This window comes from Kitasatospora sp. NPDC049258 (assembly GCF_040678895.1).
Taxonomy (GTDB): domain Bacteria; phylum Actinomycetota; class Actinomycetes; order Streptomycetales; family Streptomycetaceae; genus Kitasatospora.
Genome location: NZ_JBFAQT010000001.1, coordinates 50,830 through 68,354, shown reverse-complemented (window position 1 = coordinate 68,354; position 17,525 = coordinate 50,830). Strand labels below are relative to the sequence as shown.

Annotated in this window: 17 protein-coding genes; 5 read left to right on the top strand and 12 right to left on the bottom strand. The window is 74.0% G+C overall.

From position 1 onward, the window contains the following. Positions 1-70: 70 nt before the first annotated feature. The 3 genes from AB0K43_RS00345 to AB0K43_RS00335 form a co-directional block, all read right to left on the bottom strand. Positions 71-1,357, bottom strand: coding sequence for a multidrug effflux MFS transporter (locus AB0K43_RS00345; protein WP_363634309.1), 1,287 nt, complete (start codon positions 1,355-1,357; stop codon positions 71-73). 91 nt (positions 1,358-1,448) lie between these two features. Next, complete coding sequence (locus AB0K43_RS00340) at positions 1,449-1,835, bottom strand: ADP-ribosylation/crystallin J1 (protein ID WP_363634308.1); 387 nt, start codon at positions 1,833-1,835, stop codon at positions 1,449-1,451. A 123-nt stretch (positions 1,836-1,958) separates the two neighbouring features. Next, the gene (locus AB0K43_RS00335) at positions 1,959-3,140 is read right to left on the bottom strand and encodes an acyl-CoA dehydrogenase family protein (RefSeq protein ID WP_363634307.1); all 1,182 of its coding nucleotides are present in this window, start codon (positions 3,138-3,140) and stop codon (positions 1,959-1,961) included. A gap of 120 nt (positions 3,141-3,260) precedes the next feature. Between AB0K43_RS00335 and AB0K43_RS00330 the strand changes: the two genes are divergently transcribed. Then, positions 3,261-3,845 carry a GNAT family N-acetyltransferase gene (locus AB0K43_RS00330; protein ID WP_363634306.1) on the top strand — a complete coding sequence of 195 codons (585 nt, stop codon included), beginning with the start codon at positions 3,261-3,263 and terminating at the stop codon, positions 3,843-3,845. A 61-nt stretch (positions 3,846-3,906) separates the two neighbouring features. Here the strand turns inward: AB0K43_RS00330 and AB0K43_RS00325 are convergent, their stop codons facing one another. Together AB0K43_RS00325 and AB0K43_RS00320 are read right to left on the bottom strand one after the other, a co-directional pair. Continuing rightward, positions 3,907-4,239, bottom strand: coding sequence for a DUF6204 family protein (locus tag AB0K43_RS00325; protein WP_363634305.1), 333 nt, complete (start codon positions 4,237-4,239; stop codon positions 3,907-3,909). Further along, the gene (locus AB0K43_RS00320; RefSeq protein ID WP_363634304.1) at positions 4,232-4,939 is read right to left on the bottom strand and encodes a TetR/AcrR family transcriptional regulator C-terminal domain-containing protein; all 708 of its coding nucleotides are present in this window, start codon (positions 4,937-4,939) and stop codon (positions 4,232-4,234) included. Before AB0K43_RS00320 ends, AB0K43_RS00325 begins: the two co-directional genes overlap by 8 nt. Before the next feature lie 108 nt (positions 4,940-5,047). Between AB0K43_RS00320 and AB0K43_RS00315 the strand changes: the two genes are divergently transcribed. Beyond that, positions 5,048-6,499 carry an MFS transporter gene (locus AB0K43_RS00315; RefSeq protein ID WP_363634303.1) on the top strand — a complete coding sequence of 484 codons (1,452 nt, stop codon included), beginning with the start codon at positions 5,048-5,050 and terminating at the stop codon, positions 6,497-6,499. 272 nt (positions 6,500-6,771) lie between these two features. Here the strand turns inward: AB0K43_RS00315 and AB0K43_RS00310 are convergent, their stop codons facing one another. After that, positions 6,772-8,571, bottom strand: a complete 1,800-nt coding sequence (locus AB0K43_RS00310; protein WP_363634302.1) for a cholesterol oxidase substrate-binding domain-containing protein — start codon at positions 8,569-8,571, stop codon at positions 6,772-6,774. Between the two features lie 113 nt (positions 8,572-8,684). Then, a complete protein-coding gene (locus tag AB0K43_RS00305; protein WP_363634301.1) occupies positions 8,685-9,062 on the bottom strand; it encodes a hypothetical protein in 378 nt (125 codons plus the stop codon). A gap of 137 nt (positions 9,063-9,199) precedes the next feature. Between AB0K43_RS00305 and AB0K43_RS00300 the strand changes: the two genes are divergently transcribed. Further along, on the top strand, positions 9,200-10,594 hold the full coding sequence (locus AB0K43_RS00300) for a class II fumarate hydratase (protein WP_363634300.1): 1,395 nt from the start codon (positions 9,200-9,202) through the stop codon (positions 10,592-10,594). Between the two features lie 73 nt (positions 10,595-10,667). On the opposite strand, the gene AB0K43_RS00295 is transcribed toward AB0K43_RS00300, so the two are convergent. From AB0K43_RS00295 to AB0K43_RS00280, 4 genes are all read right to left on the bottom strand, one after another. Then, the gene (locus AB0K43_RS00295) at positions 10,668-11,111 is read right to left on the bottom strand and encodes an SPW repeat protein (RefSeq protein ID WP_363634299.1); all 444 of its coding nucleotides are present in this window, start codon (positions 11,109-11,111) and stop codon (positions 10,668-10,670) included. A 94-nt stretch (positions 11,112-11,205) separates the two neighbouring features. After that, positions 11,206-12,300 carry a winged helix DNA-binding domain-containing protein gene (locus AB0K43_RS00290; RefSeq protein ID WP_363634298.1) on the bottom strand — a complete coding sequence of 365 codons (1,095 nt, stop codon included), beginning with the start codon at positions 12,298-12,300 and terminating at the stop codon, positions 11,206-11,208. A gap of 35 nt (positions 12,301-12,335) precedes the next feature. Next, positions 12,336-13,289: a hypothetical protein gene (locus AB0K43_RS00285; protein ID WP_363634297.1), complete on the bottom strand. Its 954-nt coding sequence runs from the start codon at positions 13,287-13,289 to the stop codon at positions 12,336-12,338. Further along, complete coding sequence (locus AB0K43_RS00280) at positions 13,286-13,633, bottom strand: PadR family transcriptional regulator (protein WP_363634296.1); 348 nt, start codon at positions 13,631-13,633, stop codon at positions 13,286-13,288. Before AB0K43_RS00280 ends, AB0K43_RS00285 begins: the two co-directional genes overlap by 4 nt. A 126-nt stretch (positions 13,634-13,759) precedes the next feature. Here AB0K43_RS00280 and AB0K43_RS00275 point away from each other — a divergent pair, with 126 nt between their 5' ends. Further along, on the top strand, positions 13,760-14,317 hold the full coding sequence (locus AB0K43_RS00275; protein WP_363634295.1) for a PadR family transcriptional regulator: 558 nt from the start codon (positions 13,760-13,762) through the stop codon (positions 14,315-14,317). A gap of 55 nt (positions 14,318-14,372) precedes the next feature. Then, the gene (locus tag AB0K43_RS00270) at positions 14,373-16,088 is read left to right on the top strand and encodes an acyl-CoA dehydrogenase family protein (RefSeq protein ID WP_363634294.1); all 1,716 of its coding nucleotides are present in this window, start codon (positions 14,373-14,375) and stop codon (positions 16,086-16,088) included. Between the two features lie 62 nt (positions 16,089-16,150). Here AB0K43_RS00270 and AB0K43_RS00265 read toward each other — a convergent pair whose 3' ends face one another. After that, positions 16,151-17,500, bottom strand: a complete 1,350-nt coding sequence (locus AB0K43_RS00265) for a M28 family metallopeptidase (protein ID WP_363634677.1) — start codon at positions 17,498-17,500, stop codon at positions 16,151-16,153. Positions 17,501-17,525: the final 25 nt, after the last annotated feature.

The window sequence follows — 17,525 nt, the reverse complement described above, 5'->3', positions numbered from 1 at the left end:
GACCCCCGCCGGTCCGCACCCGCCCACGGTGCGGACCGGCGGGCCCCGGGTACTGGACCGGCGAGCGGTACTAGACCGCCGGGGCGTCCGCGACCGCGGGCCGGGCGCGGGCCCAGGGGCGGCAGAGCAGCAGGTAGGCGGACCCGGCCAGCAGGGCGCAGGTGAGCACGATGACGCCCAGGGCGACGGCCGAGGGCCGGCCGCCGGCGCTGCTCAGCGGGGCGACCACGGCGCCGCACAGGAAGGTGCTGGTGCCGAGCAGGGCCGAGGCGGAGCCGGCCGCGTGCGGGGCCATGGTGAGCGCCCCGGCCGCCGAGTTCGGGAGGATCAGGCCCTGGCCGGCCATCAGCAGGAAGAGCGCGGGCCACACGCCCGCCAGGCCGACGTCCCAGACCGCGGTGAAGGCGATCAGCGCCGTCCCGGCCAGCGCGGCCATCCCCAGCCCCGTCAGCATCAGCGCGGACTGGCCGAACCGCCCGGCCAGCACCCGGCCGTTGAGCTGGGTGAAGGCGACCACGCCGACCGAGTTGGTGGCGAAGATCAGGCTGTAGGTCTGCGGCGAGACGTGGTAGACGCCCTGCAGCACCACCGAGGAACCGCCGACGTAGGCGAACAGCGCGCCGAAGGCGAAGGTGCTGGTGAGCACGTAGCCGAGGAACGGGGTGTCGCGCAGCAGGCCGCCGATGGCCCGGAAGGTCGAGGCCAGGCCGCCGGCGTGGCGGCGCTCCGGCGGCAGCGTCTCGCGCAGCACGACCAGCGCGCCGACGGTGAGCAGCCCGCCGAGGACGGAGAGCGCGACGAAGGTGCCGCGCCAGGAGGTGAACCGCAGCAGCTGGCCGCCGAGCACCGGGGCCAGGATCGGGGCCAGCCCGGAGATCACCCCCAGCGAGGCCAGGAAGCGGATCATCGCCACCCCCTCGTAGCGGTCGCGGGCGATCGCCCGCGAGATCACCAGCCCGGCCGAGCCCGCCACGCCCTGCACCAGCCGGGCGCCGATCAGCACCTCCATCGTCGGCGCGAGCGCGCAGAGCACGGTGGCGGCGGTGTAGACGGCCAGGCCGACCACCAGCGGCCGCAGCCGGCCGAGCCGGTCGCTGAGCGGGCCGAACAGCAGCTGGCCGAGCGACAGCCCGATCATCGAGGCGGTCAGGGTGAGCTGCGCGGCCGGCACGGTGGAGTGCAGGTCGGACCGCAGGGCCGGCAGCGCCGGCATGTAGAGGTCGAGGGTGAGCGGGCCCAGCGCGGCCAGGCCGCCGAGGACGACCACGGTGGTCGTCCCCGGCGGCGCGCCGGTCGTCGGTATGCCGGCGGTGTCGGTGGTGCGGTCCCCGTCGGCATCGACGGATGGGGCTGCCATGGGGCTCCTTCGGGTGGCGGTTACGCCCCGTCCTATCGCACCCGGAGCATCCCGCGAAACCCGGGCACCCCGATCGTGGGCGGCGTGTGCGTCACTCGGCGGTGCAGCGCATCCCCGACGGCGGCCCGCCGGGACGGAACGCGCGGACCACCTCGATCCGGCCCACCAGGTGCCGGTTGAACTCGGCCAGCTCCTCGGCGGGCACCCACAGCTCCAGGATCGTCCGGCCCCCGGCCTGCCGGACGGGGTACCGGGACAGGAAGGCGCGGTCGACCTCGAACCTGGTGACGTAGCCGACCCCGGAGGCCGGGACGTTCCAGTCGCGGGCGATCCGGATCGCGTAGTCCTCGTTCAGCACCGGGTAGAAGATCGGCTGGTCCGGCAGCCTCGGCGGCCAGGACCGCCGGTCCGCGGCCTCGACGAGCGCGAGCTCCGCGGACCCGGTGGGGCGCCAGAGGGTGGTGGTGTCGGTGGTCATGGGCGCGGCTCTCCTTCCGGTCGCCGCACCGTATCGGGCCTCCCACCCCCGCCACCAGCGGGTTTCCCGGTCGGGCCGGGTCGGCGGCAGTGGTCGGCGGGGGTCGGCGGGCATCGGCACCGGTCAGCGGTAGGCGGCCTCGCCGGTGATCGCCTCGCCGAGGACCAGGGTGTGGATCTCCGAGGTGCCCTCGTAGGTCAGCACCGACTCCAGGTTGTTGGCGTGCCGCAGCGGCGAGTACGCGGTGGTGACACCGTTGGCCCCGAGGACGGTCCGGGCCGAGCGGGCGATCTCCAGCGCGCTGCGGACGTTGTTGAGCTTGCCGAAGCTGACGTGCGCGGGCAGGCTGCGCCCCTCGTCCTTCAGCCGGCCGATCCGCACGGCCACCAGGTAGGCCTTCTCCACCTCCAGCATCATCTCGACCAGCTTCTGCTGGGTGAGCTGGAAGCCGGCGATCGGCCGGTCGAACTGGATCCGGGTCTTGGCGTAGTCCAGCGCCGCGGTGTAGCAGTCGCGGGCCGCGCCGACGGTGCCCCAGAGGATGCCGTAGCGGGCCTCGTTCAGCGAGGAGAGCGGGCCGCGCAGGCCGCGCACCCCGGGCAGCATCGCGTCGGCGGGCAGCAGCACCTCGTCGAAGGACAGCTCGCTGGTGACCGAGGCCCGCAGCGAGAGCTTGCCGTGCACGTCGGTGGCGGTGAAACCGGCGGCGCCGCGCGGCACCAGGAAGCCGCGCACGCCGTCCTCGGTCTGCGCCCAGACCACGGCCACGTCGGAGACCGAGCCGTTGGTGATCCACATCTTGGTGCCGGAGAGCACCCAGTCCGCACCCCGGCGGCGGGCCCGGGTGCGCATGTTGGCCGGGTCGGAGCCGAAGTCCGGTTCGGTCAGGCCGAAGCAGCCGATCGCCCGGCCGGCGGCCAGCTCGGGCAGCCACTGCTGCTTCTGCTCCTCGGAGCCGAAGGCGTGGATGGAGCGCATCGCCAGCGAGCCCTGCACCGAGACGAAGCTGCGCAGGCCGGAGTCGGCCGCCTCCAGCTCCATACAGGCCACGCCGTACTCGGTGGCGGTGGAGCCGGTGCAGCCGTAACCGTCCAGGTGCATCCCGAGCACGCCCAACTTGCCCAGCTCCGGGGCGAGTTCACGGACCGGGAAGGTGCCGCGCTCGAACCAGTCGCCGATCTCCGGGCGGATCCGGTCCTCGGTGAACCTGCGCACGGTGTCCCGGATCAGGCGCTCCTCGTCGGTGAGCAGTTCCCCGACGCCGAGCAGGTCGGCCGGGTCGAGGCGGTCGGGGGTGGTGGCCATGGCGGTCTCCTCGGACGGTGGCGGCGCGGCGGGGTGGGGCCGCGGCGACGAGTATGCCGCGCTGCCGGTACCGGCCGGTACGAGATGATGCCCACAGTCGCCCGACGATTGGAGCCCGACATGCCCACCGTGCCCGGCGCGCCCGGCCCCACCGGCCCCGGCCCCACCGGCGCCACCGACACCGGCGCGCCCGTCATCACCCGGCTCGGCGCCGCGGAACTGCTGGACAGCGCCGACCGGCTCGGCGAGTTGCTGACCGACGCGGTGGCGCACGGTTCCTCGGTGGGCTTCCTGCACCCGCTCGACCCGGGCGCGGCCGCGGACTGGTGGCGGGGCCTGGCCGCGGGCGTCGCGGACGGCTCGATCGCACTCTGGGCGGCGTGCGACGGCGAGCGGCTGCTCGGCACCGTCCAGCTGCGGCTGAACACCATGCCGAACAGCCGGCACCGGGCCGAGCTGGCCAAGCTGATCGTGCACGGCGAGGCCCGCGGCCGGGGCCTGGGCCGGGAGTTGCTCCGGCACGCCGAGCGGCAGGCACCCGCGCTCGGGGTCGGCCTGCTGTTGCTCGACACCCAGAGCGGCAGCCCCGCGGAGCGGCTGTACGACTCCGCGGGGTGGACCAGGCTGGGGAGCGTGCCGGACTACGCCGCCGACCCGGCCGGAGTGCTGCGCCCGACCACGTTCTTCCACAAGTCGCTGGCCTGAGAAGGCCCGTGGGAGGCGCGGGCCGCTCCCCCGCCCGCTCCCCCGCCCGGTCGGCCGCCGTTCAGCGCCGCGGCCGGCGGATCTTCATGTCGTCCAGGCTGGTGGCGCTGCCGCGCAGCGGCCCGTGGCCGGCCCCGCGCCCGGCCAGCGTCGCGGCCGCCCGCTCGCAGGCGCGCGTGACCGCCGCCTCCTCGTCGCCGTCGGCGCCCTGCCGCACCACGCAGCGGAAGGTGAAGGTGCGCAGCGCCCGGTCGTAGATGAGCGTGCCCTCGTCGGTGAACGCGGCGGTGAGGATGTCGTGCTGGTCGGCGGTCGCCAGCAGCGCGGCGCGCCGGCCCTCGTCGAGGCCGGCGAAGACGCCTCGGACGATGACCCGGTAGGTGCGCTCACTCATGGGTGCTGTTCCTGTCCTCGGTGGGGTCGGTCGGGGGCTCCAGCAGGGCGGCCAGTCCGTCCAGGAGCCGTTCGAGGCCGAAGGCGAACCGGTCGTCCATGGTCGGCTCGGTGAGGTCGCCGGCCAGCGCGACGAGGTGGGGGAACTCGGCCTCGGGCAGGGCCCGGAACTGGTCCCCCACCGCCGTGGCGGCGGCCCGGCGGCCGGCCCCCATCGCCTCGGTGGCCGAGAGCGGCGCCTGCTCCTGGAGCACGAAGCCCTGGACGTAGACGCCGAGCAGATGGCTGGTCAGCGCGGCATCGGCGGCGGAGAACCCGGCCTCGCGCAGGCGGCCGAGCTGGTCCTCCATCAGCCGCAGGATGTGCGGGCCGGGCGCCAGCCGGCCGGCCGCCACCTTGGCCGCGTCCCGCTTCCCGAGCAGGTACTGCCGGTGGAGCTCGCAGTACGCGCGGAGCTGGTCGCGCCAGTGGCCCGTGCGCGGCGGTGGCACGGCGTCCGCCATCAGCGCGTCGGTGAGCAGGTCCAGCAGCTGCTCCTTGTTGCGCACGTGCCAGTACAGCGAGGCGGCCTGCACCCCGACCTCGGCGCCGACCTTGCGCATCGAGAGCCCGTCGATGCCTTCGCGCTCCAGCACCCGCAGGGCGGCCTGCGCGATCGTCTCGCGGCTCAGCCCCGGCTGCGCCGCCCCGTCCTCCGTCACCGGCCACTCCTCTGCCCCGGGGAGATCCGCTCGGAAATCCCCTTGCCATCTAACACCGTTAGGGGCATTCTGGCCACGCCATATCGTCTAACACCGTTAGGGAGAGTGATGGAGGAGTGGACCCCTCGGCGCAAGAGGCTGGTACTCGCCACCCTGTGCGCCACCATGTTCATGGCGATGCTCGACAACGTCATCGTCAACAACGCACTGCCGCGGATCGGCCGTGACCTGCACACCGGCGTGGGCGGGCTGCAGTGGGTGGTCGAGGGCTACAGCCTGGTCTACGCCGCCCTGCTGCTCACCGGCGGCACGCTCGGCGACCGCTACGGCCGGCGGCGGATCTTCCTGGTCGGCCTGGCACTGTTCACGGCCGGCTCGGCGGCGGCCGGGCTCTCCTGGTCGACCGGCACCCTGGTGGCCGCGCGGATGCTCCAGGGGGTCGGCGCGGCGCTGCTGACCCCGGGCAGCCTGTCGATCCTGCGGCACGTCTTCACCGACGAGCGGGAACGGGCCCGCGCGGTCGGCCTGTGGTCCGCCGTCTCCGGCCTCGGCCTGGCGGTCGGACCGGTGCTCGGCGGCCCGGTGGTCGAGGCGTTCGGCTGGTCCGGCGTGTTCTGGATCAACGTCCCGGTCGGCGTCGCCGGGCTGCTGCTGGCGGCGCGGGCACTGCCGGAGTTCACCGCCGGTGTCCCGCGGCTCGACCTGCCCGGCCAGGCGCTCTCCGCGCTGGGCCTGGGCGCCCTGGTCCACGCGCTGATCGACGGACCGGGCGAGGGCTGGCGCGCCCCCGCCGTGCTGGGCTGCCTGGCCCTGGCCGCGCTGCTCCTGCCGGTCTTCCTGCTGGTCGAGCTCCGCACCGCCACACCCATGCTCGACCTGCGCCTCTTCCGGGATCCGGTGCTCTGCGGCGCCATGCTCACCGGATTCATGGTGAGCTTCGGGATGTTCGGCGCCGTGTTCTTCCTGCCGCTGCTCATGCAGGACGTGATGGGCTGGGCGCCCTCGGCCGCCGGGATCGCGGGGCTGCCGTCGACCGCGATGATCGTAGCCGCGGCACCGGTGGCCGGTGCGCTGACGGCACGGTACGGCCCCAGGCCGCCCCTGGTGGCCGGGCTGACGCTGTGCGCGGTCGCGCTCGCCGGCCTGTCGGCGTACGGCGAGCACGCCCGCTACCCGCAGTACCTCTGGGTACTGCTGGTGATGGGGTTCGGCATGGGGCTGACCTTCGCGCCGGTGTCGATCACGGTCATGCGGCGCGTCGAACCCGCCCGGGCCGGGATGGCGTCGGCGACCGTCAACACCCTGCGCGAGCTGGGCGGGGTGATCGGGGTGGTGGTGCTCGGGGCGATCCTGGCCAGCCGGCTGCCGCCCGGCCCGGCCGGCCCGGGCACCGACGGGCCGGCCTTCGTCGAGGGGCTGCACCTCGCGCTGCGCTGCGGCAGCGCGGCGCTGGCCGGCACGGCCGCCCTGGTGGCCCTGCTGCTCCGGCCCCGTCCGGCCACCCCCACCGCCCCCGCCGCCGACCGACCTACCCCGGCGGCCGAACCGGCGCACAGTTAGGGCCCGTCTTCAAACCCCCGCCGTCGCCCGCAGGGCGGCCCTGCGGCGTCCGCCGCGTGCTCCCGGCGTACCAGGTGGAAGTCCTCTCCTACCGGATCCCGGCGCAGCGGGAGTGCGCACCGGCTGTCGCGGCGCAGGCGGGGTTTCGGGACAGGCCCTGGGGTTCCCTCGGACCTGGGCCGCTCACCTCCGGGGGCACGGGGCCGGGCGAACCGGAGGACACGGCACCCAACCTCCCGCCCCTTCGGGTCGGACCACGGGCCCCCGGGGGTTCAGCGCAGCAGGCGGTCCAGGAAGGCGTTGGAGAACACCCGCGCCGGGTCGTGCCGGTCGAGCACCGAGACCGCCTCGGCCCAGCCGTCCGCCTCGCCGAGCGAGGCCGGGACGGTGCGGTCGAGCAGCTCCGGTTCGGCCCAGGCCGCAGTGTCGGTGTAGGCCCAGCCCTTGGACCACTCGACCCGCAGCCCGGCCCGGGTGCCGTCGAAGGTCCGCAGCAGGTACTGCTCCAACTCCCGGCAGAACCGGTGCATCCCGGGCGTGCCGGGGAGGGTGAGGACGTCCAGCCACACCGCCGTGTCCCAGTCCGGCCGGTCGGTGCGCGGCCGCAGCGCGGAGAGCAGCGGTGCCCGGGCCCCGCTCACCCCGACGACGGCCGGGTCGTCCAGGCCGGTGACCCGGATCTCCACGCCGCCGTTCACCGGGTACTCGCCGCGCGCCTGGTAGCGGGCCAGCAGCGAGCGGTAGTACGCGGCGAACTCGCCCACCACCCACTGGAGGTCGGCCCGCCGGGCGAGCACCGCGTACCCGTTGGCGGTGACCCGCAGGGTGCTCGGGCGGACGTACTGGAGCAGGGTGCGGGACGGGCCCCACAGGTCGGAGCGCAGCCCGCCGGCCAGCAGGTGCACCAGCGCGTCCCCGCTCAGCAGGTCGCGCAGCAGCCCGCCGCCGAGCAGCAGGTCGGTGAGGTCGCCGGTGAGCCCGATCTTGGTGACCAGGTACTGGAGCTGTCCGAGCAGCGGGGCCGACCCCCACGCCCCGGCCAGGATATCGCCGGCCAGCCGGGCGACCGGCTCCGGGATCCGGTCCGAGAACGGGTAGTTGTACGGCTCGCGCACCTCGCGGGCGGCGATCGGGCGGGCCGGTGCGGCGCTCCAGACCTTGACCCAGGGCTGCTCGGTGAAGGCGTACCAGATCACCTCGACCCGCCCGGACCCGTCGACCAGGCTCGCCAGGGTGCGGCCGCCGGAGCCGGCCGGGGCGAGGAGTTCGGTGGCCGGGATGTCCAGCCGGCTGAGGCAGCGCAGCCGCTGGTCCGGGCCGACCCGCAGCTCGACCTCGGTCAGGAAGGCCCGGCCGAGGTGGACCAGGAAGGCCGCCGCATCCGGCTCGGAGCGGTCGAAGGTGCGCAGCACGTACCGGTCGGTCACCGGGTCCAGGACCACAGCGGTGAACCGGACCACCTGGTTGCTGACCGTGCCGTAGCCGTACCCCGGCAGCGGCTGCCCGCCGGCCGGCGGGACGGCGGTGCCGTGGCCGCCGATGGCCAGCACCCCGCCGACGGTCAGCTCGCCGGGGGCCGGGCAGGCCGCGATCCCGAGGCCGCGGTCGGCGAGGAAGGCGAGCAGCGCCTCCATGTCGGCGCCGGTCCGGACCCGGACGGTGGAGCCGTCGACCAGGGTCAGCGCGGTGAGGTGCCGGGTGGTGTCCAGCAGCAGCACCCGCGCGGCGGCGGGGGTGGCGTCCGGGACGGTGAGCGGCGCCCAGGTGTGCCGGTGGCCCTGGGCGCGCAGCCGCCAGCCGCTCGCCCGGGCCCAGTCGGCCAGCTGCACCACCTGCTCGGGCGATTCGGGCGCGCAGGTCCACAGCTGGTCGGCCCGGATCTCGCCGGACCAGTTGCGGTACTCGGCCCGGTACGGGGTCACCCCGGCGGGCAGCCCGGGCGGCAGCGGGACTTCGGCGCTCGCGCTCTGCGGCCCGAGGGTGCCGTGGAGCAGCCAGCCGGTCACCCCGAGGGCGGCCCCGCCCACCACCGCGCGCCTGGTCAATCCGGTGCCGCGTTCACGTGCTGCCATCGTCCGCCCCGTCTCAGCTCGTCCACGTCCGGGCCGAGGCTAGGCAGCGGCCGGGCGGAGCCGTCCGGGGTCGCACCGATCTTCATCCGTTCGAGTGAAGATTCGACGGATCGTCAGCGGGCGGCCCGAAGTGCTGCATCGGCGAAGTTGTCCCAGTGCCCGGCCGAGGCGACCGGCAGGCAGACCCAGTCCTTCATCGGCCGCCCGCCGGCCGGGTCGAACAGGTGCGCGCCGGGCAGGTGCATCGCCTCGGCGAAGGCCGGGGTGTCGCGCCCCAGCCGGCAGACCAGCTCGCCGCTGTGCAGGCCGAGGAAGGCCTTGCCGTCCTGGCCCTTCAGGCAGGGCATGCCGAACATCTGGGCGCGGATGGCCCCGTGCGGCGCCAAGTCCGCCGCGATCTCCTCGTAGCGGAGCGCCGGATCGGGTGCGCGGACCGGCTCCGGTCCGTCGGCCGGTTCCGGCAGGTCGGTCAGTTCCGGTGTGTCGCTCACCCCGCCATCCTCCCGCACCGCGACGCTGGCCGTGGGTTGCCCCGCCGACCGGCCCGACCGGCCACGGCGACCGGCAGCCGGGCAACGGAAATATTGCGGCCGCCCGCGCGGCTCGGGAGAGCAGGAGGTGTCGCACGATGGGTGCTGAGGACAGGTTCAGGGTCGAGCACGACTCGATGGGCGAGGTGCGGGTGCCGGCGGCCGCCAAGTGGCAGGCGCAGACCCAGCGGGCGGTGGAGAACTTCCCGGTCTCCGGCCGGCGGCTGGAGCGCGCGCACATCGCCGCGCTGGCCCGGATCAAGGCCGCCGCCGCCCGGGTCAACGCCGAACTGGGCGTGCTGGACGGCGAGACGGCGGGAGCGATCGAGCAGGCCGCGTTCGAGGTGGCGGAGGGGCACTGGGACGACGAGTTCCCGGTCGACGTGTTCCAGACCGGCTCCGGCACCTCGTCCAACATGAACGCCAACGAGGTGATCGCCACCCTGGCCGCCGAGCGGCTGGGCCGCCCGGTGCACCCCAACGACCAGGTCAACGCCAGCCAGTCGTCCAACGACGTGTTCCCGTCCTCCATCCACATCGCGGCGACCGCCGCCGTCACCGGCGAGCTGATCCCGGCCCTGGAGCACCTGGCGGCGGCGCTGGAGCGGCGCTCGGCCGAGTTCGCCGACGTGGTCAAGGCGGGCCGGACCCACCTGATGGACGCCACCCCGGTCACCCTGGGCCAGGAGTTCGGCGGCTATGCCGCGCAGGTGCGCTACGGGGTGGAGCGGCTGACCGCCACCCTCCCCCGGGTCGCCGAACTCCCGCTCGGCGGCACGGCGGTCGGCACCGGGATCAACACCCCGCCCGGGTTCGCCGCCGCCGTCATCGCCGAACTCGCCCGCACCACCGGGCTGCCGCTGACCGAGGCCCGGGACCACTTCGAGGCGCAGGGCGCGCGGGACGGCCTGGTGGAGCTGAGCGGCCAGCTGCGCACGGTCGCGGTCGGCTTCACCAAGATCGCCAACGACCTGCGCTGGATGGGCTCCGGCCCGCGCACCGGACTGGGCGAGATCAACCTGCCGGACCTCCAGCCGGGTTCCTCGATCATGCCGGGCAAGGTCAACCCGGTGCTGCCGGAGGTGGTGCTGATGGTGGCCGCCCAGGTGATCGGCAACGACACCACCGTCACGGTGGCCGGCGCGAGCGGCAACTTCGAGCTCAACGTGATGCTGCCGGTGATCGCGCGCAATGTGCTGGAGTCGATCCGGCTGCTGGCCAACAGCGCCCGGCTGCTGGCCGACCGGGCGGTCGACGGGATCACCGCCAACGCCGAGCGGGCCCGCGAGTACGCCGAGTCCTCGCCCTCCGTGGTGACGCCGCTCAACCGGTTCATCGGGTACGAGGAGGCCGCCAAGGTCGCCAAGCAGGCGCTGGCCGAGCGCAAGACGATCCGCCAGGTGGTCCTGGAGCGCGGCCACGTCGCGAACGGCACGCTGACCGAGCAGGAGCTGGACCGGGCGCTGGACGTGCTGCGGATGACCCGGCCCTGAGCACCCGGGGCGGGCCGGGCATGACCGCGGCCGGTGCGACGCCCGACGGCGCGCACCGGCCGGGTGCTCTCACTCAGCTGCCGCCGCCGCGACGCGTCGGGGAGCCGGCCATGGAGATCGCTCCCACCGACAGGCAGATCATCAGACCGCCCACCACCAGGTTGGTCAGGATCGTCCGGAAGACGGCCTCGCTGCCCACCGTCCACCAGGGCGCGAGACAGGTCCACGCGCCGATCGCCAGGCAGGCCCACGCCCGCGCGTGGGTCCGCTCGTAGGCGGAACCGTAGCCCGCCATCAGGACGGTGAAGGCCAACCCGAGAACCAGGTTGCTGATGGTCAGCGCGGAGAAGCCGGAGAATCCGACCACCCACGGGGAGATCGCCAGGAAGAGACCGGTCACCAGGGCCAGTGCCTCGATGGCCTGGGCGCGCGGCGTGGCCGCGGCCCGCTCGTAGTGCTCACGCAATTCCAGGATGTCCGGGTGGTGCTCCATGCCCATGGGCATATGGGTCGACACCGGGACCACCTCCTCGCTCGGGACTTGGCAGGCGTCGTTTTGCTACCCGATCCTGGCCGGATATAACACTTATTCGCACTTTATGTCCGATATTTCATCCAGCGTCCCCGAGCCGCAGTGCCAGCGGCTCCGCCAGGAAGGCGCCGACCGCCTCGACCTCGGCCGCGAGGCCCGGCCGGACGGCCTCCGGCAGCGGCTCGAACGGCTCCACCAGCAGCTCGCCGGGCGCCTTCCGCCACGTCCCGAGCACCCGACCGTCCGCCACCAGCGCGGGCCGGATCACCCCGCCCCCGGCGTTGATCCGCCGGGCCCACACCGCGTCCAGCATCGGCTCCCGGGAGCGGTACCCCAGCAGGAAGTTGTCGTAGCCGCCGAGCAGCCGCACCAGCGGCGGGCCGGCGGGCGGCGGCACCGATCCGGGCAGCGCGGACAGCCCGGGCCGCAGCTCCGTCGCGCCGACCGCGGCGAAGGCCCGCCGCGCCACCGCCACCGGCAGCCCCGACCAGGCCGCGAGGTCCGCCGGGGCGGCCGGGCCGAAGGCGCCGAGGTAGCGCCGGGCCAGCTCGGCGGCCACCGCCTCCTCGACCACTGGCCTCCCGGTCGCCGGCCTCCCGGTCGCCGGAGCGCCGACCGCCGGATCGCGGCCCGGCGGCACCGGCCGGTACCCGGGTTCGCGCGGCGTCACGTCCGCACCCCGGCAGAGCACGCCGTGCGCCGCGAGGAAGGCCGTCAGGTGCGCGGGCGCCTGCCCGGTGGGCTCCACCGGGACGCCGTGCTCGCGCAGCCGCGCGATCAGCTCCGCCCGGCTCGGCGGCGGATCCAGCAGTCCGGGGGCGACGGCCAGCGCCCGGGCGCACAGCTCCTCGGTCAGGCCCAGCTCCCGGCGGCGCCGGGCGCCAGCCCTCAGCAGCCGCTCCCGGTACAGCGCCAGCAGTCCGGCGGCCTCCTCGGCCGGCACCAGGTGCAGGGTGCCGCGCATCAGCCAGCTGGCGACCACCTCGCCGGCCCGGTACGCGGCCTGCACCGCGGCCGGATCGGTCAGCCCGCGGGCCCGTAGCGCCAGCCGGACGGCGCCGGCGTCCTGGGCCTGGACGCCGGCGCAGCGGCGGGCGATCTCCGCGACCGCCGAGGGCCGCTCGGCGAACTGGGCGTGCATCCGCCACCGGAGCAGCTCGGCTTCCTCGGTCATGCCGCCATCCTGCCGGTCGGCGGGGCCCGCCGGGCTCAGGCCGGTTCGGCCGGCTCCGTCCCGAGCGTCCGCCGCAGCAGGCGGACCAGCCCGCCGAGGATGACGGCGCCGCCGACGAGCACCAGGAACTCCGTCCCCGTCCGGATCATCAGCGCGGACAGCGGACCGGCGGGCAGGTACTGCAGCAACCAGGGCGACGCTCCGAGCGCGATGCCCGCTCCCCTGAGCCGGTCGGGCCGGCGGGCCGAGAGGTGCAACAGCAGCAGCACCGCCGCGACCACGAACGCCCAGGTGGCGGCCAGGGCCGGCACCGAGTGGATCGGGATGCCGATCAGGACCGCCGCGCCCTGGGATGCCCCGGCCAGCGGCAGGCCGACCAGGAGCGCGACCGCGGTGACCTCCCACCGCCCCCGCCGGCCGGTATCCACCAGGTCCGGCGGGGCGAGCAGCACCAGCGCGCCGAGCACGGCCAGCCGCAGCGCCTCACCGGCGACCCCGTAGGTCTGCCCGAGCACGACCATCAGGGCGCAGTCGACGAAGATCGCCAGCACGGCCACCCTCCTGGCCGGTCGCCAGCGGCCCAGCGCTGCGAACAGCAGGGTCACGATCCAGGGCGCGCTGAACGCCACGAACAGGCCCGCCACGACCAGGGCCCACCGAGGCCGCGCGCTCGCGCCGGCGAAGGCGTCGGCGACCTCGCCCAGGCCCGGCAGCAGATAGGCCAGGCAGGCACCCACCGCTATGGCGAGCGCGACCGGTGCGGCCCCGGCGAGCACCCGCCCGGCCGGATCGGTCGGGCCGATCCGCAGCCGCAGCCGCAGCGCGTGGGAGGCGAGGTCGAGGCGTTCGCGGAGCAGCTCGCGGCGGCCCAGGCCCTCGGTGGCCTCGGCGAAGGTGGCGGCGATGTCCTCGCCGTGGAGTTCCCGGTAGCGGGCCGGGTAGAGGCCGACCAGCAGCCGGCCGACCTGCGGGGTGTGCCGCTCGCTCATGCGCTCGCTCCGTTCGGGCGCAGCCGGGCGGTGCCCAGGCGGCGTTCGGCCTCCAGCACGGCGAGCCGCAGCCGCCGGGTCTCCTCGGTCAGCAGTTCCTTGCCCTGCTCGGTGAGGGCGAAGGTGCGGCGCAGCCGTCCGCCGACCACCTGCTCGCCCTCGATCCGCACCAGGCCCTGCTGGAGCAGCCGGTCGAGCGCGGTGTAGAGGGTGCCGGTGCGCAGTCGGGTGCGGCCCTCGGAGATGGCCAGCACCTCCTGGATGATCGCGTAGCCGTGCCGCGGGGCATCGGCCAGCGCGGTGAGTACGAGCCGGGTCGGCTCCTGGACTTGACGGTCTGTCATGGGGCGAGCATAGGCCCACCGTCGCCATATGTCGATGATCTACCTATCAAGGGTTCCGGGTGAGCTGCGTCTCAACCCGGGCCGGCCCCGTTGCCTATGCAACTCGTTGCATAGCAGGATGCGGGTATGGCACTGGAGCACGCGATCCTCGTCTCGCTGCTGGAGCAGCCCGGCTCCGGCTACGAGCTGGCACGCCGGTTCGACCGGTCGATCGGCCGCTTCTGGACCGCCACCCATCAGCAGATCTACCGGGTGCTGCGGCGGATGGAGGCGGACGGCTGGATCGCCGCCGAAGAGGTCGCCCAGGACGGCCGGCCGGACAAGAAGGTCTACTCGGCCGCCGACCCCGGCCGGGCCGCGCTCTCCGGGTGGTTGCGCGAGCCGGTCGAGCCGGAGACCGTCCGGCACGAGCTGGCCGTGAAGATCCGCGCCGCCGCCTTCGACGACCCCGCCGCGCTGATCTCCGAGGTCGAACGGCACCGGGAGTCGCACGCCGCCCTGCTGGCCCGCTACCTGGCCGGCGAGCAGCGGGACTTCCCGGCCGGCTCCGCGCCGGACGCCCGCCAGGAGCTTCAGCACGTGGTGCTGCGCGGCGGCATCGAGTACGAACGGATGACCCTCGCCTGGCTGGACGACGTGCTCGCCACCCTGCACCGCCTCGGCGGCCGGCGCCCGCACCACTGACGTCGCAGCCCCCGCCCTCGAACCCCTGACCCTCGAACCCCCTGGGACGGACACCATGCTCTTCAACCCGCGCAGCTACGACCCCGTGCAGTTCGACGAGCCGACCCGTCGGCTGCTCCGCGCCACCGTGGACTGGTTCGAGTCGCGCGGCAAGAAGTCGCTGATCGACAGCTACATCGACCGCACCTGGTACGCGGACTTCCTCGAGTTCGCCGCCAAGGAGGGGCTGTTCGCGGAGTTCCTGACGCCGTCCTCGGCCGACTCCGGCAAGCGCTGGGACACCGCCCGCAACGCCGAGCTGAACGAGATCCTCGGCTTCTACGGCCTCGGCTACTGGTACACCTGGCAGGTCACCATCCTGGGTCTCGGCCCGGTCTGGCAGAGCGAGAACGAGGCCGTCCGGGCCCGTGCGGCCAAGCTGCTGGCCGAGGGCCACGTGATGGCCTTCGGCCTGTCCGAGCGCAGCCACGGCGCGGACATCTACTCGACCGACATGATCCTCACCCCGGACGGCGAGGGCGGCTTCACCGCCACCGGCTCCAAGTACTACATCGGCAACGGCAACGTGGCCGGCCTGGTCTCGGTCTTCGGCCGCCGCTCCGACGTGGACGGCCCCGAGGGCTACGTCTTCTTCGCCGCCGACAGCCGCCACGAGGCCTACCACCTGGTCAAGAACGTGGTGAACGCGCAGATGTACGTCAGCGAGTTCCGGCTGGAGGAGTACCCCGTCCGGGCCGAGGACGTGCTGCACACCGGCAAGGCCGCCTTCGACGCCGCGCTGAACACCGTGAACGTCGGCAAGTTCAACCTGTGCACGGCCTCGGTCGGCATCTGCGAGCACGCCATGTACGAGGCCGTGACGCACGCCCACAACCGGGTGCTGTACGGCAGGAAGGTCACCGACTTCCCGCACGTGCGCCGGGAGCTGACCGACGCCTACGCCCGGCTGGTCGCGATGAAGCTGTTCAGCGACCGGGCGGTGGACTACTTCCGCACCGCCTCCGCCGAGGACCGCCGCTACCTGCTCTTCAACCCGATGACCAAGATGAAGGTCACCACCGAGGGCGAGAAGGTCATCGACCTGATGTGGGACGTCATCGCGGCCAAGGGCTTCGAGGCGGACACCTACTTCGACAAGGCCGCCAAGGACATCCGCGGCCTGCCGAAGCTGGAGGGCACCGTCCACGTCAACCTGGCGCTGATCCTCAAGTTCATGGGCAACTACCTGTTCAACCCGGCCGAGTACGCGCCGGTGCCGAGCCGGCTGGACGCCGCGGACGACGAGTTCCTGTTCCGCCAGGGCCCGGCCCGGGGCCTGGGCGCGATCCGCTTCCACGACTGGCGGACCGCCTACGACGCGCACGCGCACGTCCCGAACGTGGCCCGGTTCCGCGAGCAGGCGGACGGCTTCTGCGCGCTGCTGCTCTCGCACGCACCGAGCGCCGAGCAGCAGCAGGACCTGGACTTCCTGCTGGAGATCGGCCAGCTGTTCGCGCTGGTCGTCTACGGCCAGCTGGTGCTGGAGCAGGCCGAGCTGACCGGCCTGACGGCGTCCGAGGACGGCGCGGACGTGCTGGACCAGGTCTTCGACGCGCTGGTGCGGGACTTCTCCGCGCACGCCACCGAGCTGCACGGCAAGGCCTCCACCAGCGAGGAGCAGGCCGCCTGGGCGCTCGCCCACGTCCGCCGCCCGGTGGCCGACACCGAGCGCGCGGCCCGGGTCTGGAGCAAGGTCGAGGCGCTGAGCGGTGCGTACGAGATGCAGCCGTAAGGACGGCGCAGGGCGGGGGCACCGGTCGATCCGGTGCCCCCGCCCTCGTGCGTGGTGATGCGTCAGAAGGTGAGCTTCCAGCTGTCGATGTAGCCGGTGTCCTGCGCCGCGACGTCCTGGACCTTCAGCTTCCAGGTGCCGTTGGCCACCTCGGCGGAGGCGTTCACCGTGTAGCTGGTGACGACGTTGTCGGCGGAGTCGTTGCTGCTGGAGTTCTTCAGCCGGTAGGCGGTGCCGTCCGGCGCGACCAGGTCGATCACCAGGTCACCCCGCCAGGTGTGCTTGATGTCCACGCCGACCTGGAGCGCGGCCGGCGCGTTGCCGGTCCGGCCGGAGACGGTGACCGAGGAGGTCACGGCGGCGCCCGCGTCCGGGATCGCGACGTCCGCGGTGTTCTCGAAGACGTTGCCGCCCGGGGTGGTCGGCGACGGCGAGGGGGACGGCGTGCTGCCGCCGGCGCCGAGGGTCCAGATCGCGTACGCGATGGCGTCGCTCATCCGGTCCAGCGCGGTGTCGTCGATGTTCGCCGAGGTGTCGCAGGAGGCGTGGTAGCAGCGGTCGAAGGCCTGCCCGGAGGTGCCGCCCCACTTGGCGGCCTGGGCGGCGGTCTTGATGTAGTCGGCCCCGCTGAACAGCCCGCCGACCGCGATGCCCGCGTTCTTGAACGGCGAGTGGTCCGAGCGGCCGTCGCCCTCGGTCTCCGGCTCGGTGGCCACACCCAGGCCGGAGAAGTAGTTCTTGAACAGCGTGTCCAGCGCGGCGTTGTCGTCGTAGACGAAGTAGCCCGGGTTGGGCGAGCCGATCATGTCGAAGTTGAGGTACGCCTCGATCTTCGAACGGTCGCTGCTGGACACGCTGTTGACGTAGTTCTTGGAGCCGACCATGCCGGCCTCCTCGGTGCCCCACCAGCCGAAGCGCAGGTGCTTGGTGGGCTGCAGGCCGGCCCGCGAGACGGCCAGCGCGGTCTCCAGGATGCCCGCCGAGCCGGAGCCGTCGTCGTTGATGCCGGGGCCGGCGGTGACGGAGTCCAGGTGGGCGCCGACCATGACCGTGTGGGCGGTGTCGCCGCCCGGCCAGTCCGCGATCACGTTCCAGCTGGTGGCGCCGTTGTAGGTGTAGGACTGCAGCACGGTGGTGAAGCCCGCCGCGTCCAGCTTGCCCTTCACGTAGTCGGCGGAGGCCTTGTAGCCGGCCCGGCCGTGCGCCCGGTTGCCGCCGTTGGCGGTCGCTATGGACTGCAGCTGGGCGAGGTGCGCCTTGACGTTCGCGACCGGGATGTCCGGTGCGGCGAGCGCGGCCTGACGGGCCGTGGAGCTGGCGGAGGCACCGCCCGGGACGAGGAAGGTGGCGACGGCGGCGGCGGTGACGGCGGCGGCCGCCACGGCGGAGCGGCGGACACGGGATCGCCGTATCGCGCGCCGCACAGCGGGCTCGGGC

Coding starts and splice junctions, on each gene's coding strand:
- AB0K43_RS00345 (WP_363634309.1), bottom strand. CDS start 1,357: ATGGCAGCCCCATCCGTCGATGCCGACGGGGACCGCACCACCGACACC.
- AB0K43_RS00340 (WP_363634308.1), bottom strand. CDS start 1,835: ATGACCACCGACACCACCACCCTCTGGCGCCCCACCGGGTCCGCGGAG.
- AB0K43_RS00335 (WP_363634307.1), bottom strand. CDS start 3,140: ATGGCCACCACCCCCGACCGCCTCGACCCGGCCGACCTGCTCGGCGTC.
- AB0K43_RS00330 (WP_363634306.1), top strand. CDS start 3,261: ATGCCCACCGTGCCCGGCGCGCCCGGCCCCACCGGCCCCGGCCCCACC.
- AB0K43_RS00325 (WP_363634305.1), bottom strand. CDS start 4,239: ATGAGTGAGCGCACCTACCGGGTCATCGTCCGAGGCGTCTTCGCCGGC.
- AB0K43_RS00315 (WP_363634303.1), top strand. CDS start 5,048: ATGGAGGAGTGGACCCCTCGGCGCAAGAGGCTGGTACTCGCCACCCTG.
- AB0K43_RS00310 (WP_363634302.1), bottom strand. CDS start 8,571: ATGGCAGCACGTGAACGCGGCACCGGATTGACCAGGCGCGCGGTGGTG.
- AB0K43_RS00300 (WP_363634300.1), top strand. CDS start 9,200: ATGGGTGCTGAGGACAGGTTCAGGGTCGAGCACGACTCGATGGGCGAG.
- AB0K43_RS00290 (WP_363634298.1), bottom strand. CDS start 12,300: ATGACCGAGGAAGCCGAGCTGCTCCGGTGGCGGATGCACGCCCAGTTC.
- AB0K43_RS00285 (WP_363634297.1), bottom strand. CDS start 13,289: ATGAGCGAGCGGCACACCCCGCAGGTCGGCCGGCTGCTGGTCGGCCTC.
- AB0K43_RS00280 (WP_363634296.1), bottom strand. CDS start 13,633: ATGACAGACCGTCAAGTCCAGGAGCCGACCCGGCTCGTACTCACCGCG.
- AB0K43_RS00275 (WP_363634295.1), top strand. CDS start 13,760: ATGGCACTGGAGCACGCGATCCTCGTCTCGCTGCTGGAGCAGCCCGGC.
- AB0K43_RS00270 (WP_363634294.1), top strand. CDS start 14,373: ATGCTCTTCAACCCGCGCAGCTACGACCCCGTGCAGTTCGACGAGCCG.